Consider the following 20643-nt stretch of genomic DNA (forward strand, 5'->3'; position numbering starts at 1 on the left):
CTTAGCGGTCCACGTCGGCCATAACGAAATCGATACTACCCAGGTACGCAATCAAGTCCGCGACCATTTCACCTTTGATCACTGAAGGGATCTGCTGCAGGTGCGGGAAGCTTGGAGTACGAATCCGGGTGCGGTAGCTCATGGTGCCGCCATCGCTCGTCAGGTAATAACTGTTGATGCCCTTGGTCGCTTCGATCATCTGGAAGGATTCGTTGGCCGGCATGACCGGGCCCCACGAAACTTGCAGGAAGTGCGTGATCAAGGTCTCGATGTGCTGCAGCGTGCGTTCTTTAGGCGGCGGCGTGGTCAGCGGGTGATCCGCCTTGTACGGGCCTGCCGGCATGTTGCGCATGCACTGCTCGATGATTTTCAGGCTCTGGCGCATTTCTTCGACACGCACGATGCAACGATCGTAAGCGTCGCCGTTGGCCGCCAGCGGGACTTCAAATTCGAAGTTCTCGTAGCCGGAGTACGGGCGTGCTTTACGGATGTCGAAATCACAACCGGTCGAACGCAGGCCGGCACCGGTGACGCCCCATTCCAGGGCCTCTTTGGTGTTGTAGGCGGCAACGCCGATGGTACGGCCACGCAGGATGCTGTTGTCCAGAGCGGCTTTCTGGTACTCGTCCAGACGCTTTGGCATCCAGTCGATAAATTCCTGAACCAGTTTTTCCCAACCGCGGGGCAGGTCGTGTGCAACGCCGCCGATGCGGTACCAGGCCGGGTGCAGACGGAAACCGGTGATGGCTTCGATCACTTTGTAGGCGCGCTGACGGTCGGTGAAGGTGAAGAACACCGGGGTCATGGCGCCCACGTCCTGGATGTAAGTACCCAGGAAAAGCAGGTGGCTGGTGATGCGGAAGAACTCGGCCATCATGATGCGGATGGTGTCGACCCGATCCGGAACCTTGATACCGGCGAGCTTCTCGACCGAGAGCACGTACGGCAGGTTGTTCATCACGCCGCCGAGGTAGTCGATACGGTCGGTGTACGGAATGAAGCTGTGCCAGGACTGGCGCTCTGCCATTTTCTCGGCACCACGGTGGTGGTAGCCGACGTCTGGCACGCAGTCGACGATCTCTTCACCGTCCAGCTGCAGGATGATACGGAAGGCACCGTGGGCCGAAGGGTGGTTCGGGCCCAGGTTGAGGAACATGTAGTCCTCGTTTTCGCCGGAACGCTTCATGCCCCAGTCTTCAGGACGGAAACGTGCGGCTTCCTCTTCCAGTTGCACCTTGGCCAGGGTCAGGCTGTACGGGTCAAACTCGGTGGCACGGGCTGGGAAGTCCTTGCGCAGCGGGTGACCTTCCCACGTCGGCGGCATCATGATGCGCGACAGGTGAGGGTGGCCTTTGAAGTCGATGCCGAACATGTCCCAGACTTCGCGCTCGTACCAGTTGGCGTTCGGCCAGATACCGGTCACGGTCGGTACGCTGAGGTCGCTCTCGGACAAGGCGACCTTGATCATTACGTCACTATTACGTTCAAGCGACATCAGGTGATAGAAGACGGTGAAGTCTGCACCCGATGGCAGGCCCTGACGCTTGGTACGCAGACGTTCGTCTACACCGTGCAAGTCATAGAGCATGACGTAAGGTTTTGGCAGGTTACGCAGGAAGGTCAGGACTTCAACCAGTTTTGCGCGGGTAACCCAAAGCACCGGCATGCCGGTGCGCGTGGCCTGGGCGGTGAACGCCTCAGGGCCAAAACGGGTATTGAGTTCGACAACCACATCTTGGTCGTCAGCCTTATAAGGCGGGATGTACAGAGCGGAGCCTGTAGTCATGGTTTTTTATCGCTTTCGGTCAACGTAAAGAATGAAGCCAGTGTTTCGTTCTATTGATAGAAACGGCGCTGGATCAGACTTCGTCGGGGCTGCGCAGGTTGGTTACCTGAATACGCTGTTCACGGCGCTGTTCCTTTTGGGACGGCATCTCGGCGCGGTAAACGCCTTGGTCGCCGACAACCCAGGAAAGTGGGCGACGCTCCTGGCCAATCGACTCTTGCAAGAGCATCAAGCCTTGCAGAAAAGCCTCTGGGCGGGGTGGGCAGCCTGGCACGTAAACGTCCACGGGCAGGAACTTGTCAACCCCTTGAACCACGGAGTAGATGTCGTACATGCCGCCGGAGTTGGCGCAAGAACCCATGGAAATAACCCACTTAGGCTCAAGCATTTGCTCATAGAGACGCTGAATGATCGGCGCCATCTTGATGAAGCAGGTACCGGCGATAACCATGAAATCCGCCTGACGCGGCGATGCCCGGATAACTTCGGCGCCAAAGCGCGCGATGTCGTGGGGGGCCGTGAAGGCGGTGGTCATTTCCACGTAGCAGCATGACAGGCCGAAGTTGTACGGCCACAGGGAGTTTTTACGCCCCCAGTTGACCGTGCCGTTCAGCACGTCTTCCAGCTTGCCCATGAAGATGTTTTTGTGGACTTGATCTTCTAACGGATCGGCAACGGTTTCCCGTGTGCCGATCGGGTATTGCTCGTTAGGAGCATCCGGGTCGATCCTGGTGAGTTCGTATTGCATTGCCAAAGCCTCATTGTTTCAGCTTGGCCTGCCGCTTACGACGAGCTTCCGGTGCCCAATCAAGAGCACCCACCCGAAATAGGTAGACAAGGCCTGCCAACAGAATTGCTATGAAAACGAGAGCTTCGACGAATCCGGTCCAGCCGCTTTCGCGAACAGACACAGACCATGCAAAGAGAAAGAGGGCTTCGATATCGAAGATCACGAACAGCATCGCGACCAGATAGAATTTGGCTGAGAGCCGCAAGCGGGCGCCACCGGTAGGTAGCATGCCGGACTCGAACGGTTCGTTTTTGCTGCGCCCCCAGGCTTTTGACCCGAGGAGGCTGGAGACACCGAGCATGAAGGCGCAAAGGCCGACAACGCCGAGAAGGAAAATGGCAAAGCCCCAGTTGTGGGCTATGAGTCCTGTCGCTTCGGGCATGCTGGAAATCCTTAACAGAGAGCAAAGGTCTCTGAGCTTAAAAAGGTAATAAAGCAGTGACGTTATGTCGCAGTGCTATTGATTGCCGGGATTTTATGGCTAAACACCCAGCAAGTAAATTTTCTAAGATGAATTAATTCAGTCCTTTAGTGGTATGGCCTTCCTCGAATGTGCTGTAGGCCATGCGCTGCGGGCATTACAGCCTGTTTTGTTGATTATGTTTTACAACGACGGTAATCAACAATAGCAACTCTAAATGATAATCAATATTGTTTAAGTGTGGTGGTGTGCTGTGCGCCGGTTCAAGTTGGCTTATATAGGTGCGGTTAGCAAGTTTTGAACTTGGCTTTTTAACCCGGTTTTTGTTTTGGCGTATGGATCTGGGTCAGGGTTTTGTCGGATGGGCAGGGCCGTGGGATTTCTTTCTGTGGGAGCGGGCTTGCTCGCGATACTGACAACTCAGTACTCCAGGCATGGCGCGGTGATGTCATCGCGAGCAAGCCCGCTCCCACAGCATCGGTGTAAATTCCGGGCAAAAAAACGCCCCGAGCCAGTCGGGGCGTCATGTGCGAGGCATTGCGTTTTTGCTTTACGAGCCGGGCAATGGCCGTTGTTCCATTATCAGTGGAACTGTTCTTCTTCGGTCGAGCCGGTCAGGGCGGTGACTGAAGACGAGCCGCCCTGGATCACGGTGGTCATGTCGTCAAAGTAGCCAGTGCCCACTTCCTGCTGGTGAGCCACGAAGGTGTAGCCCTTGGCGGCGTCAGCGAATTCCTGCTCTTGCAGTTTTACGTAGGCCGTCATGTCGTTGCGGGCGTAGTCGTGCGCCAGGTTGAACATGCTGTGCCACATGTTGTGGATGCCAGCCAGGGTGATGAACTGGTGTTTGTAGCCCATTGCCGACAGTTCACGCTGGAACTTGGCGATGGTCGCGTCGTCCAGGTTTTTCTTCCAGTTGAAGGAAGGCGAGCAGTTGTACGACAGCAGTTGGTCTGGGTATTCCTTTTTGATCGCTTCAGCAAAGCGACGGGCTTCATCAAGGTCCGGCTTGGCCGTTTCGCACCAGATCAGGTCGGCATAAGGCGCGTAAGCCAGGCCACGAGCAATGGCTTGATCCAGGCCGGCGCGTACTTTGTAGAAGCCTTCCTTGGTGCGCTCACCTGTCACGAACGGCTGGTCATACGGATCGCAATCAGAAGTCAGCAGATCAGCCGCGTTGGCGTCGGTGCGGGCCAGGATGATGGTCGGCGTGCCGGCAACGTCAGCAGCCAGACGGGCAGCGGTCAGCTTTTGTACGGCTTCCTGGGTCGGAACCAGTACCTTGCCACCCATGTGGCCGCATTTTTTAACGGATGCCAGCTGGTCTTCGAAGTGAACGCCGGCGGCGCCTGCTTCGATCATGCTTTTCATCAGTTCGTAAGCGTTGAGGACGCCGCCGAAACCGGCTTCAGCGTCAGCTACGATTGGAGCGAAGTAGTCGATGTAGCCCTGGTCGCCCGGGTTTTTGCCGGCTTTCCACTGGATCTGGTCAGCGCGGCGGAACGAGTTGTTGATGCGCTTGACCACGGTTGGGACGGAGTCCACCGGGTACAGCGACTGATCCGGGTACATGGATTCGGCAGAGTTGTTATCTGCCGCCACTTGCCAACCCGACAGGTAAATAGCCTGGATACCAGCTTTAACCTGTTGAACCGCTTGGCCCCCGGTCAGGGCGCCCATGCAGTTGACGAAATCTTTCTCAGGACGGAAGGACGGGTGTGCGCCCTGTGTCACCAGTTTCCACAGCTTGTCGGCACCCATTTTTGCAAAGGTGTGCTCGGGTTGAACCGAGCCGCGCAGGCGGACCACGTCAGCAGCGGAGTAATCGCGAGTCACGCCTTTCCAGCGTGGATTTTCGGCCCAGTCTTTTTCAAGGGCTGCAATTTGCTGTTCGCGTGTCAGTGCCATGGAGATAAACCTCGTCGCATAGGTCTGGGTTGAAAAATGTTTGCTCCACCAGGCACACAACAATGTTGTTGGAATGAGTGCGTGAATGGCTACTCGCTGAGGGCGGTACGGGCCCCAGAGCCTTTGCAGGCTTCTGATCAGCGGGAGCGGGGCCATCATGCCCTTGCATTTTTGAGGCGTCAAATGTTTTGTAGTGCTTTTTTAATAACACTACATAATTGCGGAAAAACGACCCGTCAGTCAGTTTTGGCCCTTTTGGTCGAGTGCATCGACTTTTACCCGAACCGTCATGTCATCCCGGCTTTGAGTAGAGTAGCTGCGGGTTTGCGCCTCATTGTCGGTTTGATTTCGACCGTTGGTGCCCGTCAGGGTGATCCATTGCCCCAAAGGCCCGCTGACGTGTGTGTCGCTACTTTGAATGTTCACTACATCAGGCTGCTCCTGGCTCATTCGATCCCGAGTCGTACTGATCGCCAGGTGTACCGTTTCACCTGTGACACTTGCAGTGACGTAAAACCCCCGGGTGACGTTGCGATACTCGGTTTGTGTCAGCAGCCGGCCATAGGCATCAGTCTGAGTGCTGGTAAGCGGCACGCTCTGGCCTGTTTTGATGAATGCCGGAGTGCCCTCGGTGGTCTGGATTTGCTGAGTGCCGCCGTCGCGGCTTGCGGTACTGATTACGCGGGTGTTCGGGGCGGTGTCTGCGAGGTTGCTGTCGCGGGTATCGACCGTGATCAGCAGGCGCATGGCAGGCTTGTCGAGTTTAGAAAGCAGGTCTTCGAGGTTTTGGATTTTTGAGGCGGATGCCTCGACGATCAATTGATTGCCGTAAGCGCTGACCTTGCCGTTTTTGCCGACAAAGTTTTGGGCGATGGGGAGCAGCTCCGTGCTGGTGCGGTTCTGCAGGGTGATGACCTGCGTGTCGGCCTGGGCGCTGAGGCTGGATGCCAGCAAGAGGCTGGCGATGATGGCGCGTAGGGACATGTCCGTTATCTCCGCAATGCTGAAAAAGCTTGAAGGGAGTGTGCCAGATAGCAAAACGCCCCGCGATCCGAAGATGGCAGGGCGTTTTGCAAAACTACTGTGGGAGCGAGCCTGCTCGCGACGTTTTCAAGAGCGCCGCGCTAGCAGCCTTCGCGAGCAGGCTCGCTCCCACAAAGATGGGTGTGGCAGTTAGCTCCCGCGCACCATGTCAACGTGCGGAATCCCTGCTTCCAGGAACTCGTCGCTGACAATCTTGAAGCCCAGGCGCTCATAGAACGGCGTGGCGTGCACTTGTGCGCTGAGCATTTGCTGCTTAAGACCGCGTTTTTCAGCTTCGTCGATCGTGGCTTGCATCAACGCATCGCCAACTTTCAGGCCGCGCCAGTCCTTGAGCACCGACACGCGGCCGATGTGGCCGTCCGGCAGCAACCGGGCGGTACCAATCGGAAAGTCGCCTTCATAGGCCAGAAAATGCACGGCATCGGCATCGTCTGCATCCCACTCCAGTTCTGGAGGTACAGATTGTTCGGCAATAAACACCGCCTCACGAATGCGTCGAAGTTCGGCGTTGTCCTTTTGCCAGTCGGCGACACGTACGTGAATGCTATTCATCAGCGAACCCCAGGCTTCCTTGTTTGACCAGCTCACAGAGCAGGTCGCGTCCATCTTCATCGGCCAGCCATGAGCCGAGGTTGTCACTGTGCAGCGCGTCTGCGGAGCAAATCATTTTCAGCAATTCGCGCAGCTTGCCCGGCAGCAGGCGGCTTTGACCGCTGGCGAACAGCAGCAGGTCTTCATCGACCTCGGACCAGGCCAGGCGGGCGCTCGGGTTGCGGATCAGGATTGCGCCCTGTTCCAGGCTGCCCAGCAGGTCTTCTTCTTCGAGTTCAGGGCCGACCACGAGTTCCGGATAGCGCGGTTCTGTCATGAACTGGCCGAACCAGGTCAGCAGCATGCGCTCGTCGCTCATGTGCTCAGCCAGCAAGCCTTTCAGGCGGTCCAGGGCATCACGCTGGATCTGGTGCGGATCGCTCACCGGTTGCGCGTCGGCGTCGGTGTAGCGTTCTTCGTCTGACAGGTACTGGCTGAGGAAGTCGGTGAAGTGGGTCAGCACTTCAGCGGCGCTTGGTGCGCGGAAGCCTACCGAGTACGTCAGGCAGTCGTCCACGGCGACGCCACAATGGGCCAGGCGCGGCGGCAGGTAGAGCATGTCGCCGGGTTCCAGGGTCCACTCGTCGGTGGCCTGGAAGTCGGCCAGGATGCGCAGGTCGGCGTGCTCCAGCAGCTTGCTCTCGGAGTCGCACATCTGGCCGATCTGCCAGTGGCGCTTGCCGTGGCCTTGCAGCAGGAATACGTCGTAGTTGTCGAAGTGCGGACCCACACTGCCGCCCGGAGCGGCATAGCTGATCATCACGTCGTCGATCCGCCAGCTAGGCAGGAAGCGGAAGTTTTCCAGCAGCTCGTTGACTTCGGGCACGAACTGGTCGACCGCTTGCACCAGCAGGGTCCATTCACGCTCAGGCAGCTTGCCGAATTCGTCTTCAGCGAACGGGCCGCGGCGCAATTCCCATGGGCGCTCGCCGTGTTCGATGATCAGGCGCGATTCGACTTCTTCTTCAAGCGCCAGACCGGCCAGTTCGTCGGCGTCGATCGGGCTTTCGAAGTCAGGAATGGCCTGACGGACCAGCAGTGGCTTTTTCTGCCAGTAGTCGCGCATGAACTCGCGTGCAGTGATGCCGCCCAGAAGTTGAAGAGGAATATCAGGATTCATGTGTAACCTATTGAAAAATTGCACTTTGTAATCGGGAATAAAAACGCCCGGCACGGCCGGGCGTTAATAGGTCGTTGCAGCGATCAGATGCGCTTGGCTTGCTCGACCGCGTTGCCAATGTAGTTGGCAGGGGTCAGCAGTTTCAGCTCGGCTTTGGCCGCTTCCGGCATTTCAAGGCCGTCGATGAAAGTTTGCAGTGCTTCAGGGCTGATGCCCTTGCCGCGGGTCAGCTCTTTGAGCTTCTCGTACGGGTTTTCAATGTTGTAGCGGCGCATTACGGTCTGGATCGGCTCGGCCAGGACTTCCCAGCAAGCATCCAGGTCGGCAGCGATCTTTTGCGCGTTAAGCTCAAGCTTGCTGATGCCTTTGAGGCTGGCTTCGTACGCGATGACGCTATGGGCAAAGCCCACGCCGAGGTTGCGCAGTACGGTGGAGTCGGTCAGGTCACGCTGCCAGCGGGAAATTGGCAACTTGCTGGCCAAATGCTGGAACAGGGCGTTGGCGATACCCAGGTTGCCTTCGGAGTTTTCGAAGTCGATCGGGTTGACCTTGTGCGGCATGGTCGAGGAACCGATTTCGCCGGCAATGGTGCGCTGCTTGAAGTAGCCCAGGGAGATGTAGCCCCAGATATCGCGATCGAAGTCGATCAGGATGGTGTTGAAGCGGGCGATTGCATCGAACAGCTCGGCGATGTAGTCGTGCGGCTCGATCTGGGTGGTGTAGGGGTTGAAGCCCAGGCCCAGTTCGTCTTCGATAAAGGCGCGGGCGTTTTCTTCCCAGTCGATTTGCGGATAAGCCGACAGGTGGGCGTTGTAGTTGCCTACGGCGCCGTTGATTTTACCCAGCAGCGGTACGGCTGCAACCTGAGCGATTTGACGCTCCAGGCGGTAAACCACGTTGGCCAGTTCTTTGCCCAGGGTGGTCGGCGAAGCCGGTTGACCGTGGGTGCGCGACAGCATGGGCACGTCAGCGAACTTGATGGCCAGTTCGCGGATGGCTTGGGCGGTTTGACGCATCAGCGGCAGCATCACGTCATCACGGCCTTCACGCAGCATCAGGGCGTGGGACAGGTTGTTGATGTCCTCGCTGGTGCAGGCGAAGTGGATGAACTCACTGACGTTGGCCAGTTCAGGCAGCTTGGCAGCCTGCTCCTTGAGCAGGTACTCAATGGCTTTAACGTCGTGGTTGGTGGTGCGCTCGATTTCTTTGACGCGCTCGGCGTGCTCCAGCGAGAAGTTTTCGGCCAGCTCATTGAGAACGGCGTTGGCTTGCTCGGAAAAAGCCGGGACTTCAGGGATGGCAGCGTGAGCAGCCAGGCGCTGGAGCCAGCGTACTTCAACCAGAACGCGAGCACGGATCAAGCCGTATTCGCTGAAAATTGGGCGCAGGGCCTGGGTTTTGCCGGCGTAGCGGCCGTCAACAGGGGAAACCGCAGTGAGCGAAGAGAGCTTCATGGGGTGTTCTCGGACAGTCGGGCAACGAAATGGGGCGCGTATCATACATGAAAAAAACGGCCGGTCCGTTGCCAAGTGACCGGCGTCATACGCGTATCGATTTTTAAATAGGTGCCTGCTGGCGTGCTTCAGTTGCCGCGCAGCATCGGGTAAAGCTCTTTGAGCAGCTTGCGGCGGCTGATGACCAGCTGCCAGCGGTGGCCGCCCAATTGACGCCAAAGCCGCGCTGAACGGATACCGGCCAGCAGCAGGGCGCGAATTTTTGACGCATTGTTCGGTTGTTGCAGGTTGCGCATGTCGCCGTGTACCTGGATACGCTGACGCAAGGTGCTCAGGGTGTCCTGGTACAGCGCGCCACAGGCGGCAACCACGTTTTCATGAGCCGGGCCGAAATGCTCGACCTGGGACTGGATCTGCGGCAGGCGTTTGCCGATCAGTTCCAGCATGTCGTTGCGCTTGGCCAACTGGCGCTCCAGACCGAGCATCGACAGCGCGTAGCGCAATGGCTCGCGCTGAAGGGTATTGGGGTCACGCTCAAGGGCGCCGATCAGGGCTCGATAGCCTTCACGCAGATTGATGTCGTCACCACCAAAGACTTCAAGCGTGTCCTTGGGGTCGCGCACCAGCAGGCTGCCGAGCATGCAGGTCAGGTCGGCCTCGCTGACCTGGCCGGTTTTGGCTATCTTGTCCACCAGCACGGCGGCTAAAAATACGCCCCCCAGGGCTACCAGTTGCTCCTGAGTGGCGTTCATGCCCGGTTGCCCTTGCTGGACCATGGTTCTGCCACTTCGATCACGCCGCCGCCCAGGCAGACTTCGCCATCATAAAACACCACGGACTGGCCCGGCGTGACTGCACGTTGCGGGTCGTCGAAGGTGGCGCGGTAGCCGGTGGCGGTTTTTTCCAGGGTGCAGGGTTGATCGGTTTGGCGATACCGGACCTTGGCCGTCAGGCGTAGCGGAGTGCTCAGGTCGATCGGGTTGACCCAGTAAATTTCGGAAGCGAGCAGCGCGCCAGAGAACAGCCACGGGTGGTCGTTGCCTTGGCCGACGATCAGCTCGTTGTGCTCCAGATCCTTGATCAGCACGTACCACGGCTCGTCGCTGGCGTCTTTCAGACCACCGATGCCCAGGCCCTGGCGCTGGCCGATGGTGTGGTACATCAGGCCGTGGTGGCGCCCGATGACTTCGCCTTCGGTGTTTTTGATCTCGCCGGGTTGTGCCGGCAGGTATTGCTTGAGGAAATCGCTGAAGCGGCGCTCGCCGATAAAGCAGATTCCGGTGGAGTCTTTTTTCTTCGCCGTGGCCAGATCGTGCTTTTCGGCGATCTTGCGCACTTCGGGTTTTTCCAGTTCGCCGACCGGAAACAGGGTCTTGGCGATTTGCTCGCCGCCTACGGCGTGCAGGAAGTAGCTTTGGTCCTTGTTCGGGTCAAGGCCCTTGAGCAGTTCGGTGCGGCCATCAATATCGCGACGGCGCACATAATGGCCGGTGGCGATCAGGTCGGCACCGAGCATTACGGCGTAGTCGAGGAACGCCTTGAACTTGATTTCGCGGTTGCACAGGATGTCCGGGTTCGGTGTACGACCGGCCTTGTATTCGGCCAGGAAGTGTTCGAACACGTTGTCCCAGTATTCGGCGGCAAAATTGGCGGTGTGCAGCTTGATGCCAATTTTGTCGCACACGGCCTGGGCGTCTGCCAGATCATCCATGGCGGTGCAGTAATCCGTTCCGTCGTCTTCCTCCCAGTTCTTCATGAACAGGCCTTCCACCTGGTAGCCCTGCTCCATGAGCAGAACGGCGGAAACGGAAGAATCAACACCGCCGGACATGCCGACAATGACGCGCTGCTTTTTGGGGGCGACTAAGGCTGGATCACGCATAAGGATTCAATGAGTGTCTTGAAAAAGGACGCGATTCTAGCAGGCCCGAGCGCTCAAGGCTAAACCGAAGGGCGGATTAACGTCAGGTCGAACAGTTTACCGGCCAGATAATCGTCGACGCACTGCAGGGTCAGCTCGCTGCGCCACCGTTCGCGCTGGGCGATCAGCTCGTCACGGGTCAGCCAGAGCGGGCCAATGATGCCGGTGTCTAGTGGGTAGTCGGGGTGGTGTTTGACGGCCTTGCCGGCAAAGCAGATGCGCTGGTAGGTCACGCCATTGCTGGGAGCGGTATAAAGGTAGATGCCAATCACGCCGGACAATTCGACGTCGTAACCGGTTTCTTCGAGGGTTTCGCGGATGGCGGCCTCGATCAGGCTCTCGTTCGGGTCCAGATGCCCGGCCGGTTGGTTGAGTACTGCGCGGTCGCGCTTGAGTTCTTCAACCATCAGAAAGCGGCCATTGTCTTCAACGACAGTGGCGACGGTGATGTGGGGTTTCCATTCCATGGGGGTGTTCTCGAGGGTGATTAAGCTGTGGGAGCGAGCCAGCTCGCGAAAATATCAAGAGCACCGCGATTATCCACTAAATACTCTGTCCTTAACGATCTTCGCGAGCAGGCTCGCTCCCACAGGTTTTGTGTTCATCTATAAAACACAAACCCCGGCGTCGTGGGCCGGGGTCTGTGGTGTTGCCTGTTGCTCTTACACCAGTGAGGCGATGATCGCGTTCAGCGTGGCGCTAGGGCGCATTACTTTGCTCAGCTTGTCGGCGTCGGCGTGGTAGTAGCCACCGATGTCGACAGGCTTGCCCTGCACGGCGTTGAGTTCGGCAACAATTTTTGCCTCGTTCTCGGCCATGGCTTTTGCTACTGGAGCAAACTGGGCTTGCAGCTCTTTGTCTTCAGTCTGGGCAGCCAGGGCCTGAGCCCAGTACAGCGCCAGGTAGAAGTGGCTACCGCGGTTGTCGATGTTGCCGACTTTGCGCGATGGCGATTTGTTGTTGTCGAGGAACTGGCCGGTAGCCTGGTCCAGGGTCTTGGCCAGCACCAACGCTTTCGGGTTGTTGTAGGTCGTGCCCAGGTGCTCCAGGGAAGCTGCCAGTGCCAGGAATTCACCCAGCGAGTCCCAGCGCAGGAAGTTCTCTTCCAGCAGCTGTTGAACGTGCTTGGGAGCCGAACCGCCTGCGCCGGTTTCGAACAGACCGCCGCCATTCATCAGCGGAACGATCGAGAGCATCTTGGCGCTGGTGCCCAGTTCCATGATCGGGAACAGGTCAGTCAGGTAGTCGCGCAGAACGTTGCCGGTCACCGAGATGGTGTCCAGGCCTGCACGGGTACGCTCCAGGGTGAACTTCATGGCGTCTACCGGGGCCATGATGCGAATGTCCAGACCGCTGGTGTCGTGATCCTTCAGGTAGGTTTCTACCTTTTTGATCATTTCAGCGTCGTGGCTGCGCTTTGGATCAAGCCAGAACACGGCTGGCGTGTTGCTGGCGCGGGCACGGTTGACCGCCAGCTTGACCCAGTCGCGGATCGGAGCGTCTTTGGCCTGGCACATGCGCCAGATATCGCCTTCTTCGACGTTCTGTTCCATCAGCAGGTTGCCGTTGCTGTCAGTTACCCGCACAACGCCCGGGGTCTTGATCTGGAAGGTCTTGTCGTGGGAACCATATTCTTCGGCTTTTTGCGCCATCAGGCCAACGTTTGGCACGCTGCCCATGGTGGTCGGATCGAAAGCGCCGTGCTTCTGGCAGTCTTCGATGGTCGCCTGGTAGATAGTGGCGTAGCAGCGATCCGGGATCACGGCTTTGGTGTCTTGCAGTTGGCCTTCGGTGTTCCACATTTTGCCGGAATCACGAATCATGGCCGGCATCGAGGCGTCGACGATAACGTCGCTCGGCACGTGCAGGTTGGTGATGCCTTTGTCCGAGTTGACCATGGCCAGCGCAGGGCGGTTGGCGTACACGGCCTGGATGTCGGCTTCGATTTCAGCTTGCTTCTCGGCTGGCAGCGCCTTGATGCGGGCGTACAGGTCGCCGATACCGTTATTCAGGTTGAAACCGATTTCTTTCAGGATGTCAGCGTGTTTTTCCAGCGCGTCCTTGTAGAACTCGGCCACGATCTGACCAAACATGATCGGGTCGGAGACCTTCATCATGGTGGCTTTCAAGTGAACCGAGAACAATACGCCTTGCTTCTTGGCGTCTTCGATTTCGGCCGCTACGAACTGGCGCAGGGCTTTTTTGCTCATGACGGAGCAGTCGATGATCTCACCGGCCTGAACGGCGGTTTTTTCTTTCAGGACGGTGGTGGTGCCGTCTTGAGCGATCAGTTCGATTTTAACGCTGCCCGGCGCTTCGATCAGGGCGGCTTTTTCGCTGGCGTAGAAGTCGCCTTCGCTCATGTGAGCAACGTGGGACTTGGAGTCTGCAGCCCAGGCGCCCATTTTGTGCGGGTGCTTGCGAGCGTAGTTCTTGACCGACAGCGGTGCGCGGCGGTCAGAGTTGCCTTCGCGCAGTACCGGGTTTACGGCGCTGCCCATAACCTTGCTGTAGCGCGCTTTGACTTCTTTGTCGGCGTCAGTGGTCACGGTTTCCGGGTAGTCCGGGATGTCGAAGCCCTGCGCTTGCAGTTCTTTGATCGCGGCCTGCAATTGCGGGACCGAGGCGCTGATGTTAGGCAGCTTGATGATGTTGGCTTCAGGTGTAACGGCCAGGGCGCCCAGTTCGGCGAGGTGGTCCGCTACAGCCTTGGCACCCAATTGCTCGGGGAAGCTGGCGAGAATGCGGCCTGCAAGGGAGATGTCACGCGTCTCAACAGCAATATCAGCGGGCGCAGTGAAGGCTTCGATGATAGGCAGCAGTGAATAGGTGGCGAGCGCCGGAGCTTCGTCGGTGAAGGTATAGATGATCTTCGAACGGTTGGGCATTTCGGATTAACTCTCTTCTTTGCTGAGCGTGCTCAGATTCTCGAGATGCGCAGGGTAGGCGCTTTCGTTCACGGGGAACAATGAGCCGAAAGTCGAGGTTCTTCGCGGTGATGTGAATGCATCAGTAGAGCGTCAAGCGGTCGAACCGGGGTAACGGCTCAGCCTTTCTAGGCCTGAAAGACTCATTCCAGTAGGTGTTTCACTGTGACTCCGTGGTCACCGGCGCAGTATACATAGGTCACTAAGGTTGCTGCGAGGGGTGGCGCTTATCACGAATCATCCATTGGTCTAAGACACTGCGTCAAAATGCCCTGATTTTTGGCGTTTTATCCCCTGTTTACGGGGTTGTCAGGGCGGTTGGCAGCGGCTGGAGCGGTGTGTGCGGAACATTAAGTTTGCGTGTCGATTTAACTGGGTTACGCTCGGGGCCGGCATGATGTTCCACCCACAAATGGAGTTCAGCATGGGATACAACAAGATCAAGGTTCCAGCCGCAGGTGAGAAAATCACCGTCAACGCCGACCACTCTCTCAATGTTCCCGATAACCCCATCATTCCCTATATAGAAGGGGATGGCATCGGTGTCGATATCAGCCCGGTAATGATCAAGGTCGTGGATGCGGCGGTGAACAAGGCCTACGCTGGCAAGCGCAAGATTTCTTGGATGGAGGTCTTTGCGGGGGAGAAAGCCACCCAGGTCTATGATCAGGACACTTGGCTGCCTCAGGAAACCCTGGATGCAGTGAAGGATTACGTGGTCTCGATCAAAGGTCCGCTGACAACCCCGGTGGGTGGCGGAATTCGTTCGCTCAACGTTGCCCTGCGCCAACAGCTTGATCTGTATGTATGCCTGCGCCCGGTGCGCTGGTTTGAAGGCGTGCCCAGCCCGGTTAAAAAGCCTGGCGACGTCGACATGACGATCTTTCGTGAAAATTCCGAAGACATTTATGCCGGGATCGAATGGAAGGCCGGTTCGCCCGAAGCGATCAAGGTGATCAAGTTCCTGAAAGAAGAAATGGGCGTGACCAAGATCCGTTTCGACCAGGATTGCGGGATTGGGGTCAAGCCAGTGTCCAAAGAGGGTACCCAGCGCCTGGCGCGCAAGGCGCTGCAGTATGTGGTGGATAACGACCGCGAATCGCTGACCATCGTGCATAAAGGCAACATCATGAAGTTCACCGAAGGGGCCTTCAAGGAATGGGCCTACGAAGTGGCGGCTGAGGAGTTTGGCGCGACCTTGCTTGACGGTGGCCCGTGGATGCAGTTCAAGAATCCGAAAACCGGGCGTAACGTGATTGTCAAAGACGCCATAGCAGACGCCATGCTTCAGCAAATCCTGTTGCGCCCTGCAGAATATGACGTGATTGCGACGCTTAACCTTAACGGTGACTACCTGTCCGACGCCTTGGCCGCTGAAGTGGGGGGCATTGGCATTGCGCCGGGGGCCAACCTGTCTGACACCATAGCCATGTTCGAGGCTACCCACGGCACGGCGCCCAAGTACGCGGGCAAGGATCAGGTCAATCCGGGCTCCTTGATCCTTTCTGCCGAAATGATGCTGCGGCATATGGGCTGGGTGGAGGCTGCCGACTTGATCATCAAGGGGACCAATGGTGCGATTTCGGCCAAAACCGTGACCTACGATTTCGAGCGGTTGATGGATGGCGCTACGCTGGTTTCATCATCGGGCTTCGGTGATGCCCTGATCGCACATATGTAAACGGATCGGGCATAAAAAAACCGGCCGATTCGAGTGATTGAATCGGCCGGTTTTTTTGCTGCGGGTCGGTCCGTTCAGACCGAGAGGCTGGTTATCTCTTGCGCAGCCGCCGGGGCAAGGGCGGGAGCCTCAGCGTTGGTGATCGCCACAGCATGCAGGCCCTTGGGACCCTGGGTTATTTCGAAGCTCACAGGCTGGCCGGCCTTGAGAGTCTTGTAACCATCCATCTGGATTGCTGAAAAATGTGCAAAAAAGTCGATCGTGTTTCCGTGTTCGTCGATGCCTTCCTTGGCTTGCGTATTAATAAAGCCGAAGCCTTTCGCGTTGTTGAACCACTTGACCTTGCCTTGCATACTCATATCCCTCTGCTGCAAACAACTCCATCACTGGAGTATCATCCAGTTCACTCGCACAGAAACCAGTAATTATGGTTGACTGTGCGGACCATTTTTCCCACTGTGGGCACTAATGGTTGTAACACCGTTTTACCGATAGTCAAGGTCACGCGGCGGCGCGGTTGAAATTTGACACGTTTGCCTCCATCACTGTATCTGCACAACCTACGACGAACCTTTTTTTCCATGCATGCAATCAGCCAGACTCGACTAACATTCAATCAGGATCATCCAGATTTTGATGACGAAGACTCCGCTGGCTTGGCTGTGCAAGAGGCTAAGCCTGCGCTTCAGGCGCCACCGATGTACAAGGTGGTTTTATTTAATGATGACTACACTCCCATGGATTTTGTTGTCGAAATCCTTGAGGCGTTTTTTAACTTGAATCGCGAATTGGCGACCAAGGTCATGCTGGCCGTCCATACAGAAGGACGGGCTGTGTGCGGCATCTATACCCGCGACATCGCCGAGACCAAGGCAGCGCAGGTAAACCAGTACGCACGCGAAAGCCAGCATCCGCTACTCTGTGAAATCGAGAAGGACGGTTAACGCCGACCACTTGGGTATGAGGTGAAGCCATGTTAAATCGCGAGCTCGAAGTCACCCTCAATCTTGCCTTCAAGGAAGCCCGCTCCAAACGTCATGAGTTCATGACGGTTGAGCATCTCCTTTTAGCGCTTTTGGATAATGAGGCGGCCGCAACCGTTCTACGCGCCTGTGGCGCAAACCTCGACAAACTCAAGCATGACCTGCAAGAGTTTATTGACTCCACAACTCCCCTTATCCCTGTCCACGACGAAGACCGCGAAACGCAGCCAACCCTGGGTTTTCAGCGTGTCTTGCAGCGTGCCGTCTTCCACGTGCAGAGTTCCGGCAAGCGTGAAGTAACGGGCGCCAATGTACTGGTTGCCATTTTCAGCGAGCAGGAAAGCCAGGCCGTGTTTCTGCTCAAGCAGCAGAGTGTGGCGCGCATCGATGTGGTCAACTTTATCGCCCATGGTATTTCCAAGGTGCCGGGGCATGGCGATCACACTGACAGCGATCATGAGATGCAGGATGAAGAGGGTGGCGAGTCGTCGTCTTCAAGCAATCCACTGGATGCCTACGCCAGCAATCTGAACGAGCTGGCCCGCCAGGGTCGTATCGATCCTCTGGTAGGGCGCGAAATGGAAGTTGAGCGCGTTGCGCAAATCCTGGCGCGTCGTCGCAAAAACAATCCCCTGCTGGTCGGTGAGGCCGGTGTGGGTAAAACCGCGATTGCCGAAGGTCTGGCCAAGCGCATCGTCGACAATCAAGTGCCTGACCTGCTGGCTAACAGCATCGTCTACTCCCTTGATCTGGGCGCGTTGCTGGCGGGTACCAAATACCGCGGTGACTTCGAGAAGCGCTTCAAGGCGTTGCTCGGCGAGCTGAAAAAGCGTCCGCAAGCGATTCTGTTCATCGACGAAATCCACACCATTATCGGTGCTGGCGCGGCTTCCGGCGGCGTGATGGATGCTTCCAACCTGCTTAAACCTCTGTTGTCTTCGGGCGACATTCGTTGCATTGGCTCCACGACGTTCCAGGAATTTCGCGGAATTTTCGAGAAAGATCGTGCCCTGGCGCGACGTTTCCAGAAAGTCGATGTGTCCGAGCCTTCGGTTGAAGACACCATTGGCATTCTGCGCGGGCTTAAAGGCCGCTTTGAGCAGCATCACGGTATCGAATACAGCGATGAGGCCCTGCGTGCAGCGGCTGAACTGGCTTCGCGCTATATCAATGATCGGCACATGCCCGACAAAGCCATTGATGTGATCGACGAGGCGGGTGCATACCAGCGCCTGCAGCCGGTCGAGAGCCGGGTCAAGCGTATTGAAGTTGCTCAGGTTGAAGATATCGTGGCGAAAATCGCCCGTATTCCGCCAAAACACGTCTCTGTCTCGGACAAAGAGCTGTTGCGCAACCTTGAGCGCGACCTGCGCTTGACCGTGTTCGGTCAGGATGCCGCGATTGACTCGTTGTCCACCGCGATCAAGCTGTCCCGTGCCGGGCTCAAGTCACCCGACAAACCTGTGGGTTCGTTCCTGTTCGCAGGGCCAACCGGTGTCGGTAAAACCGAGGCTGCGCGCCAGTTGGCCAAGGCGTTGGGGATCGAGCTGATCCGTTTCGACATGTCCGAGTACATGGAGCGCCACACCGTATCGCGTCTGATCGGTGCGCCTCCAGGCTATGTTGGTTTCGATCAGGGTGGTTTGCTGACGGAAGCCATCACCAAGCAGCCTCATTGTGTGTTGTTGCTCGATGAGATCGAGAAGGCCCACCCTGAAGTCTTTAACCTGCTGTTGCAGGTCATGGACCACGGCACGCTGACCGATAACAACGGGCGCAAGGCGGATTTCCGCAATGTAATCGTCATCATGACTACCAACGCGGGGGCTGAAACGGCTTCTCGGGCTTCGATCGGGTTTACCCATCAGGATCATGCTTCCGATGCAATGGAAGCGATCAAGAAGAGCTTCACTCCCGAGTTCCGTAACCGTCTGGACACCATCATTCAGTTTGGTCGCCTCAGTCATGAAGTGATCAAGCATGTGGTGGACAAGTTCCTTACCGAACTGCAAGCACAGCTCGAAGACAAGCATGTGCAGCTTGAAGTATCGGATGCGGCGCGCGGCTGGTTGGCGGCGGGTGGCTATGACGCACTGATGGGCGCACGTCCGATGGCGCGTTTGATCCAGGACAAGATCAAGCGTCCTTTGGCCGAAGAGATTCTCTTTGGTGAGCTGGCCGACCATGGCGGTGTCGTACACATCGACCTGGAGAACGGCGAGTTGACCTTCGAGTATGAAACCTCAGTCGAAATGGCTTGATGTAGTTACGCAGTAAAAAAAGGCGCCTTCGGGCGCCTTTTTGCTGTCTGGAGTTAGATCAGGATCGGGTTTGGCGCATGCTCGGCGTTGCGCTCCAGCACCGGGTAGCCCAGGGCGGCTATATGGTGATGAACACGACGGTAGTCGCGCAGCACACGCTGAAAGATATCCCCTGATTCTGCCCATGCCGTCTTGTCATTTTGCAGCTTGCGAAAGTGCTCACGGCTGGCTCTTGCTTCCAGCTTGCGCATGGTTTCCTTGTGGCTGATCAGGGTGTCAGCCGCGGCTACGTCTTCGCGTAAAAACGCAGTAATGGCCAGGTTCAGGCTGTCCAGCAGGGCCAGGTGCATGGCCTGGATGTGAATCAGCTCGAACGAAGAGAAGCGTTCACCCCGGCGAGTCCTGCGAATAGCGAGCTGCGCCAGGTTGTTGAGGATGTCACCGGCATGCTCCAGGTTGATCACAAACATCAGGACTTCCTGGGCGCGGTCCGCATCGGCATTGCTCAGGCCATCCTGGCCAATGTCGGCAAGATAAGCGCGGATCGCCGCACTGAGCAGGTCCACGGAGTGATCCAGTTGGCGCACCTTATCCATCGTCTGCTGGTCAGGCTTCTCGAACAACTGCAAGACCTGGTTAAGCATCAGGGATGTCATGTCCGCCAGACGCAAGGCTTCCCGTACGCTATTTGACAGCCCGATATTGGCGACTTCCAGCCCGGCCTCGTCCAGATATTGCGGCATGCCCGGGTCTGCTGGCGGCTCCTGCTGTGCAAACAGGCGGGTCAGCAGGCGAGCGCAAGGCTCGGTCAAACCGATAAACACCACTGCCAGCAGCAGATTGAACGCGGTGTGCAGGTACACGACCCACTGCGCGAGACCGATATCGGTGCTGGCCATGTAGGTGGCCATCAGCGGCAGACATGGCAGCAATGCCAAGGTGCCGAGCAGGCGGATCAACAGGTTGCCCACGGGCAGGCGTCGCGCTACTGGCGAGCTGGCACTCATCACGGATGGCAAGGCGCCGCCGATATTGGCGCCGAGCATCAGGGCGATGGCGGTGGTCGGGGTCATCATGCCAGCGCCTGCCAAAGAGGCGATAAGCAGCACGACCGCGACGCTGGAGTGGCAGATCCAGGTCAGCAGCACGGCGGCGACCACCGCAATGATCACGTCACCTTCCAGACTTTGCATTACGGCGCGAAACACCGAGGTTGCTTCCATGTGGCCCAGGCTGGCGCTGAGCAAGCCCAGGGCCAATAGCATCAGGCCCAGGCCAATCAGTGCGCAGCCCACGCTTTCATGGCGCGAATCATCGCGCAGGCGAAAGACGATAAAGCCCACCAGCAAGATGACAGGCATCGCCAGCGAGGTATCGAAACTCAGAAGTTGCACCACTAAGGTCGAGCCGATGTTGGCCCCCAGCATCACTGCCAGGGCGGGTGCCAGGCTCAGGGTGCCCGCGGCGGTGAACGAGGTTGCCATCAAGCTGACCGCCGTACTGCTTTGCAGTACGCCGGTGATACCAATCCCGGAGATCAGCGCCATCCAGCGGTTATTGAGGTTGCGCCCCATCCAGTTGCGCAGTTGAGTACCGAATCCACGTAGCAGGGCGGTAGAAATCATATGGGTGCCCCACAGCAAAAGTGCGATGGCGCCCGCGAGATTGAGTAACAGAGTGGTTCCCGACATGAGGAATCTCCACAGAACAAACATTCATGTTTTACGAGGTCGTAATACGAAGGCATGGGCTGGCG

17 protein-coding genes are annotated in these 20643 nt (G+C 57.5%); 3 read left to right on the plus strand and 14 right to left on the minus strand.

Annotated elements, in window-relative coordinates; genetic code table 11:
- Position 1 precedes the first annotated feature (1 nt).
- The 12 genes from nuoC to RGV06_RS22795 all read right to left on the minus strand — a co-directional run bounded on the left by nuoC (position 2) and on the right by RGV06_RS22795 (position 13923).
- On the minus strand, positions 2 to 1786 hold the full coding sequence (nuoC, locus tag RGV06_RS22740; RefSeq protein WP_019828515.1) for an NADH-quinone oxidoreductase subunit C/D: 1785 nt from the start codon (positions 1784 to 1786) through the stop codon (positions 2 to 4).
- 73 nt (positions 1787 to 1859) lie between these two features.
- Positions 1860 to 2534, minus strand: a complete 675-nt coding sequence (locus RGV06_RS22745; protein WP_019828514.1) for a NuoB/complex I 20 kDa subunit family protein — start codon at positions 2532 to 2534, stop codon at positions 1860 to 1862.
- Between the two features lie 10 nt (positions 2535 to 2544).
- Complete coding sequence (locus RGV06_RS22750; protein ID WP_003446990.1) at positions 2545 to 2958, minus strand: NADH-quinone oxidoreductase subunit A; 414 nt, start codon at positions 2956 to 2958, stop codon at positions 2545 to 2547.
- Between the two features lie 621 nt (positions 2959 to 3579).
- Positions 3580 to 4905 carry an isocitrate lyase gene (gene aceA / locus RGV06_RS22755; protein ID WP_003446991.1) on the minus strand — a complete coding sequence of 442 codons (1326 nt, stop codon included), beginning with the start codon at positions 4903 to 4905 and terminating at the stop codon, positions 3580 to 3582.
- Between the two features lie 240 nt (positions 4906 to 5145).
- Positions 5146 to 5889, minus strand: a complete 744-nt coding sequence (locus RGV06_RS22760) for a secretin N-terminal domain-containing protein (RefSeq protein ID WP_322151490.1) — start codon at positions 5887 to 5889, stop codon at positions 5146 to 5148.
- Between the two features lie 189 nt (positions 5890 to 6078).
- Complete coding sequence (locus RGV06_RS22765; protein ID WP_019828511.1) at positions 6079 to 6501, minus strand: GNAT family N-acetyltransferase; 423 nt, start codon at positions 6499 to 6501, stop codon at positions 6079 to 6081.
- The gene (locus tag RGV06_RS22770) at positions 6494 to 7660 is read right to left on the minus strand and encodes a cupin domain-containing protein (RefSeq protein ID WP_019828510.1); all 1167 of its coding nucleotides are present in this window, start codon (positions 7658 to 7660) and stop codon (positions 6494 to 6496) included. The genes RGV06_RS22765 and RGV06_RS22770 overlap by 8 nt, the downstream gene beginning before the upstream one ends.
- An 83-nt stretch (positions 7661 to 7743) precedes the next feature.
- Positions 7744 to 9114: an adenylosuccinate lyase gene (gene purB, locus RGV06_RS22775; protein ID WP_019828509.1), complete on the minus strand. Its 1371-nt coding sequence runs from the start codon at positions 9112 to 9114 to the stop codon at positions 7744 to 7746.
- A gap of 128 nt (positions 9115 to 9242) precedes the next feature.
- Complete coding sequence (hflD, locus tag RGV06_RS22780; protein WP_048350827.1) at positions 9243 to 9866, minus strand: high frequency lysogenization protein HflD; 624 nt, start codon at positions 9864 to 9866, stop codon at positions 9243 to 9245.
- Positions 9863 to 10996 carry a tRNA 2-thiouridine(34) synthase MnmA gene (gene mnmA / locus RGV06_RS22785; RefSeq protein WP_322151494.1) on the minus strand — a complete coding sequence of 378 codons (1134 nt, stop codon included), beginning with the start codon at positions 10994 to 10996 and terminating at the stop codon, positions 9863 to 9865. Before mnmA ends, hflD begins: the two co-directional genes overlap by 4 nt.
- A 59-nt stretch (positions 10997 to 11055) precedes the next feature.
- Positions 11056 to 11502, minus strand: coding sequence for an NUDIX hydrolase (locus RGV06_RS22790; protein WP_046809247.1), 447 nt, complete (start codon positions 11500 to 11502; stop codon positions 11056 to 11058).
- 195 nt (positions 11503 to 11697) lie between these two features.
- Positions 11698 to 13923 carry an NADP-dependent isocitrate dehydrogenase gene (locus RGV06_RS22795; protein WP_322151496.1) on the minus strand — a complete coding sequence of 742 codons (2226 nt, stop codon included), beginning with the start codon at positions 13921 to 13923 and terminating at the stop codon, positions 11698 to 11700.
- 463 nt (positions 13924 to 14386) lie between these two features.
- On the opposite strand from RGV06_RS22795, the gene icd reads away from it, so the two are divergent.
- Positions 14387 to 15643, plus strand: a complete 1257-nt coding sequence (gene icd, locus RGV06_RS22800; RefSeq protein ID WP_019828504.1) for an NADP-dependent isocitrate dehydrogenase — start codon at positions 14387 to 14389, stop codon at positions 15641 to 15643.
- A 74-nt stretch (positions 15644 to 15717) separates the two neighbouring features.
- Here icd and RGV06_RS22805 read toward each other — a convergent pair whose 3' ends face one another.
- Complete coding sequence (locus RGV06_RS22805) at positions 15718 to 15996, minus strand: cold shock domain-containing protein (protein ID WP_019828503.1); 279 nt, start codon at positions 15994 to 15996, stop codon at positions 15718 to 15720.
- 228 nt (positions 15997 to 16224) lie between these two features.
- Here RGV06_RS22805 and clpS point away from each other — a divergent pair, with 228 nt between their 5' ends.
- Both clpS and clpA read left to right on the plus strand, forming a co-directional pair.
- Positions 16225 to 16587, plus strand: coding sequence for an ATP-dependent Clp protease adapter ClpS (clpS, locus tag RGV06_RS22810; protein WP_019828502.1), 363 nt, complete (start codon positions 16225 to 16227; stop codon positions 16585 to 16587).
- 29 nt (positions 16588 to 16616) lie between these two features.
- Positions 16617 to 18887: an ATP-dependent Clp protease ATP-binding subunit ClpA gene (clpA, locus tag RGV06_RS22815; RefSeq protein ID WP_019828501.1), complete on the plus strand. Its 2271-nt coding sequence runs from the start codon at positions 16617 to 16619 to the stop codon at positions 18885 to 18887.
- Positions 18888 to 18940: 53 nt separating this feature from the next.
- On the opposite strand, the gene RGV06_RS22820 is transcribed toward clpA, so the two are convergent.
- Entirely contained in the window at positions 18941 to 20578 is a 1638-nt protein-coding gene (locus tag RGV06_RS22820; RefSeq protein ID WP_322151500.1) for a Na/Pi cotransporter family protein, read from the minus strand.
- Positions 20579 to 20643: the final 65 nt, after the last annotated feature.

The sequence above is a fragment of the Pseudomonas sp. CCI3.1 genome (genome assembly GCF_034313985.1).
Classification (GTDB): Bacteria; Pseudomonadota; Gammaproteobacteria; order Pseudomonadales; family Pseudomonadaceae; genus Aquipseudomonas; species Aquipseudomonas psychrophila.

Excerpts from the sequence above, each read along its gene's own strand:
- nuoC (WP_019828515.1), bottom strand. The coding sequence starts at position 1,786 with ATGACTACAGGCTCCGCTCTGTACATCCCGCCTTATAAGGCTGACGAC.
- RGV06_RS22745 (WP_019828514.1), bottom strand. The coding sequence starts at position 2,534 with ATGCAATACGAACTCACCAGGATCGACCCGGATGCTCCTAACGAGCAA.
- RGV06_RS22750 (WP_003446990.1), bottom strand. The coding sequence starts at position 2,958 with ATGCCCGAAGCGACAGGACTCATAGCCCACAACTGGGGCTTTGCCATT.
- aceA (WP_003446991.1), bottom strand. The coding sequence starts at position 4,905 with ATGGCACTGACACGCGAACAGCAAATTGCAGCCCTTGAAAAAGACTGG.
- RGV06_RS22760 (WP_322151490.1), bottom strand. The coding sequence starts at position 5,889 with ATGTCCCTACGCGCCATCATCGCCAGCCTCTTGCTGGCATCCAGCCTC.
- RGV06_RS22765 (WP_019828511.1), bottom strand. The coding sequence starts at position 6,501 with ATGAATAGCATTCACGTACGTGTCGCCGACTGGCAAAAGGACAACGCC.
- RGV06_RS22770 (WP_019828510.1), bottom strand. The coding sequence starts at position 7,660 with ATGAATCCTGATATTCCTCTTCAACTTCTGGGCGGCATCACTGCACGC.
- purB (WP_019828509.1), bottom strand. The coding sequence starts at position 9,114 with ATGAAGCTCTCTTCGCTCACTGCGGTTTCCCCTGTTGACGGCCGCTAC.
- hflD (WP_048350827.1), bottom strand. The coding sequence starts at position 9,866 with ATGAACGCCACTCAGGAGCAACTGGTAGCCCTGGGGGGCGTATTTTTA.
- mnmA (WP_322151494.1), bottom strand. The coding sequence starts at position 10,996 with ATGCGTGATCCAGCCTTAGTCGCCCCCAAAAAGCAGCGCGTCATTGTC.
- RGV06_RS22790 (WP_046809247.1), bottom strand. The coding sequence starts at position 11,502 with ATGGAATGGAAACCCCACATCACCGTCGCCACTGTCGTTGAAGACAAT.
- RGV06_RS22795 (WP_322151496.1), bottom strand. The coding sequence starts at position 13,923 with ATGCCCAACCGTTCGAAGATCATCTATACCTTCACCGACGAAGCTCCG.
- icd (WP_019828504.1), top strand. The coding sequence starts at position 14,387 with ATGGGATACAACAAGATCAAGGTTCCAGCCGCAGGTGAGAAAATCACC.
- RGV06_RS22805 (WP_019828503.1), bottom strand. The coding sequence starts at position 15,996 with ATGCAAGGCAAGGTCAAGTGGTTCAACAACGCGAAAGGCTTCGGCTTT.
- clpS (WP_019828502.1), top strand. The coding sequence starts at position 16,225 with ATGCATGCAATCAGCCAGACTCGACTAACATTCAATCAGGATCATCCA.
- clpA (WP_019828501.1), top strand. The coding sequence starts at position 16,617 with ATGTTAAATCGCGAGCTCGAAGTCACCCTCAATCTTGCCTTCAAGGAA.
- RGV06_RS22820 (WP_322151500.1), bottom strand. The coding sequence starts at position 20,578 with ATGTCGGGAACCACTCTGTTACTCAATCTCGCGGGCGCCATCGCACTT.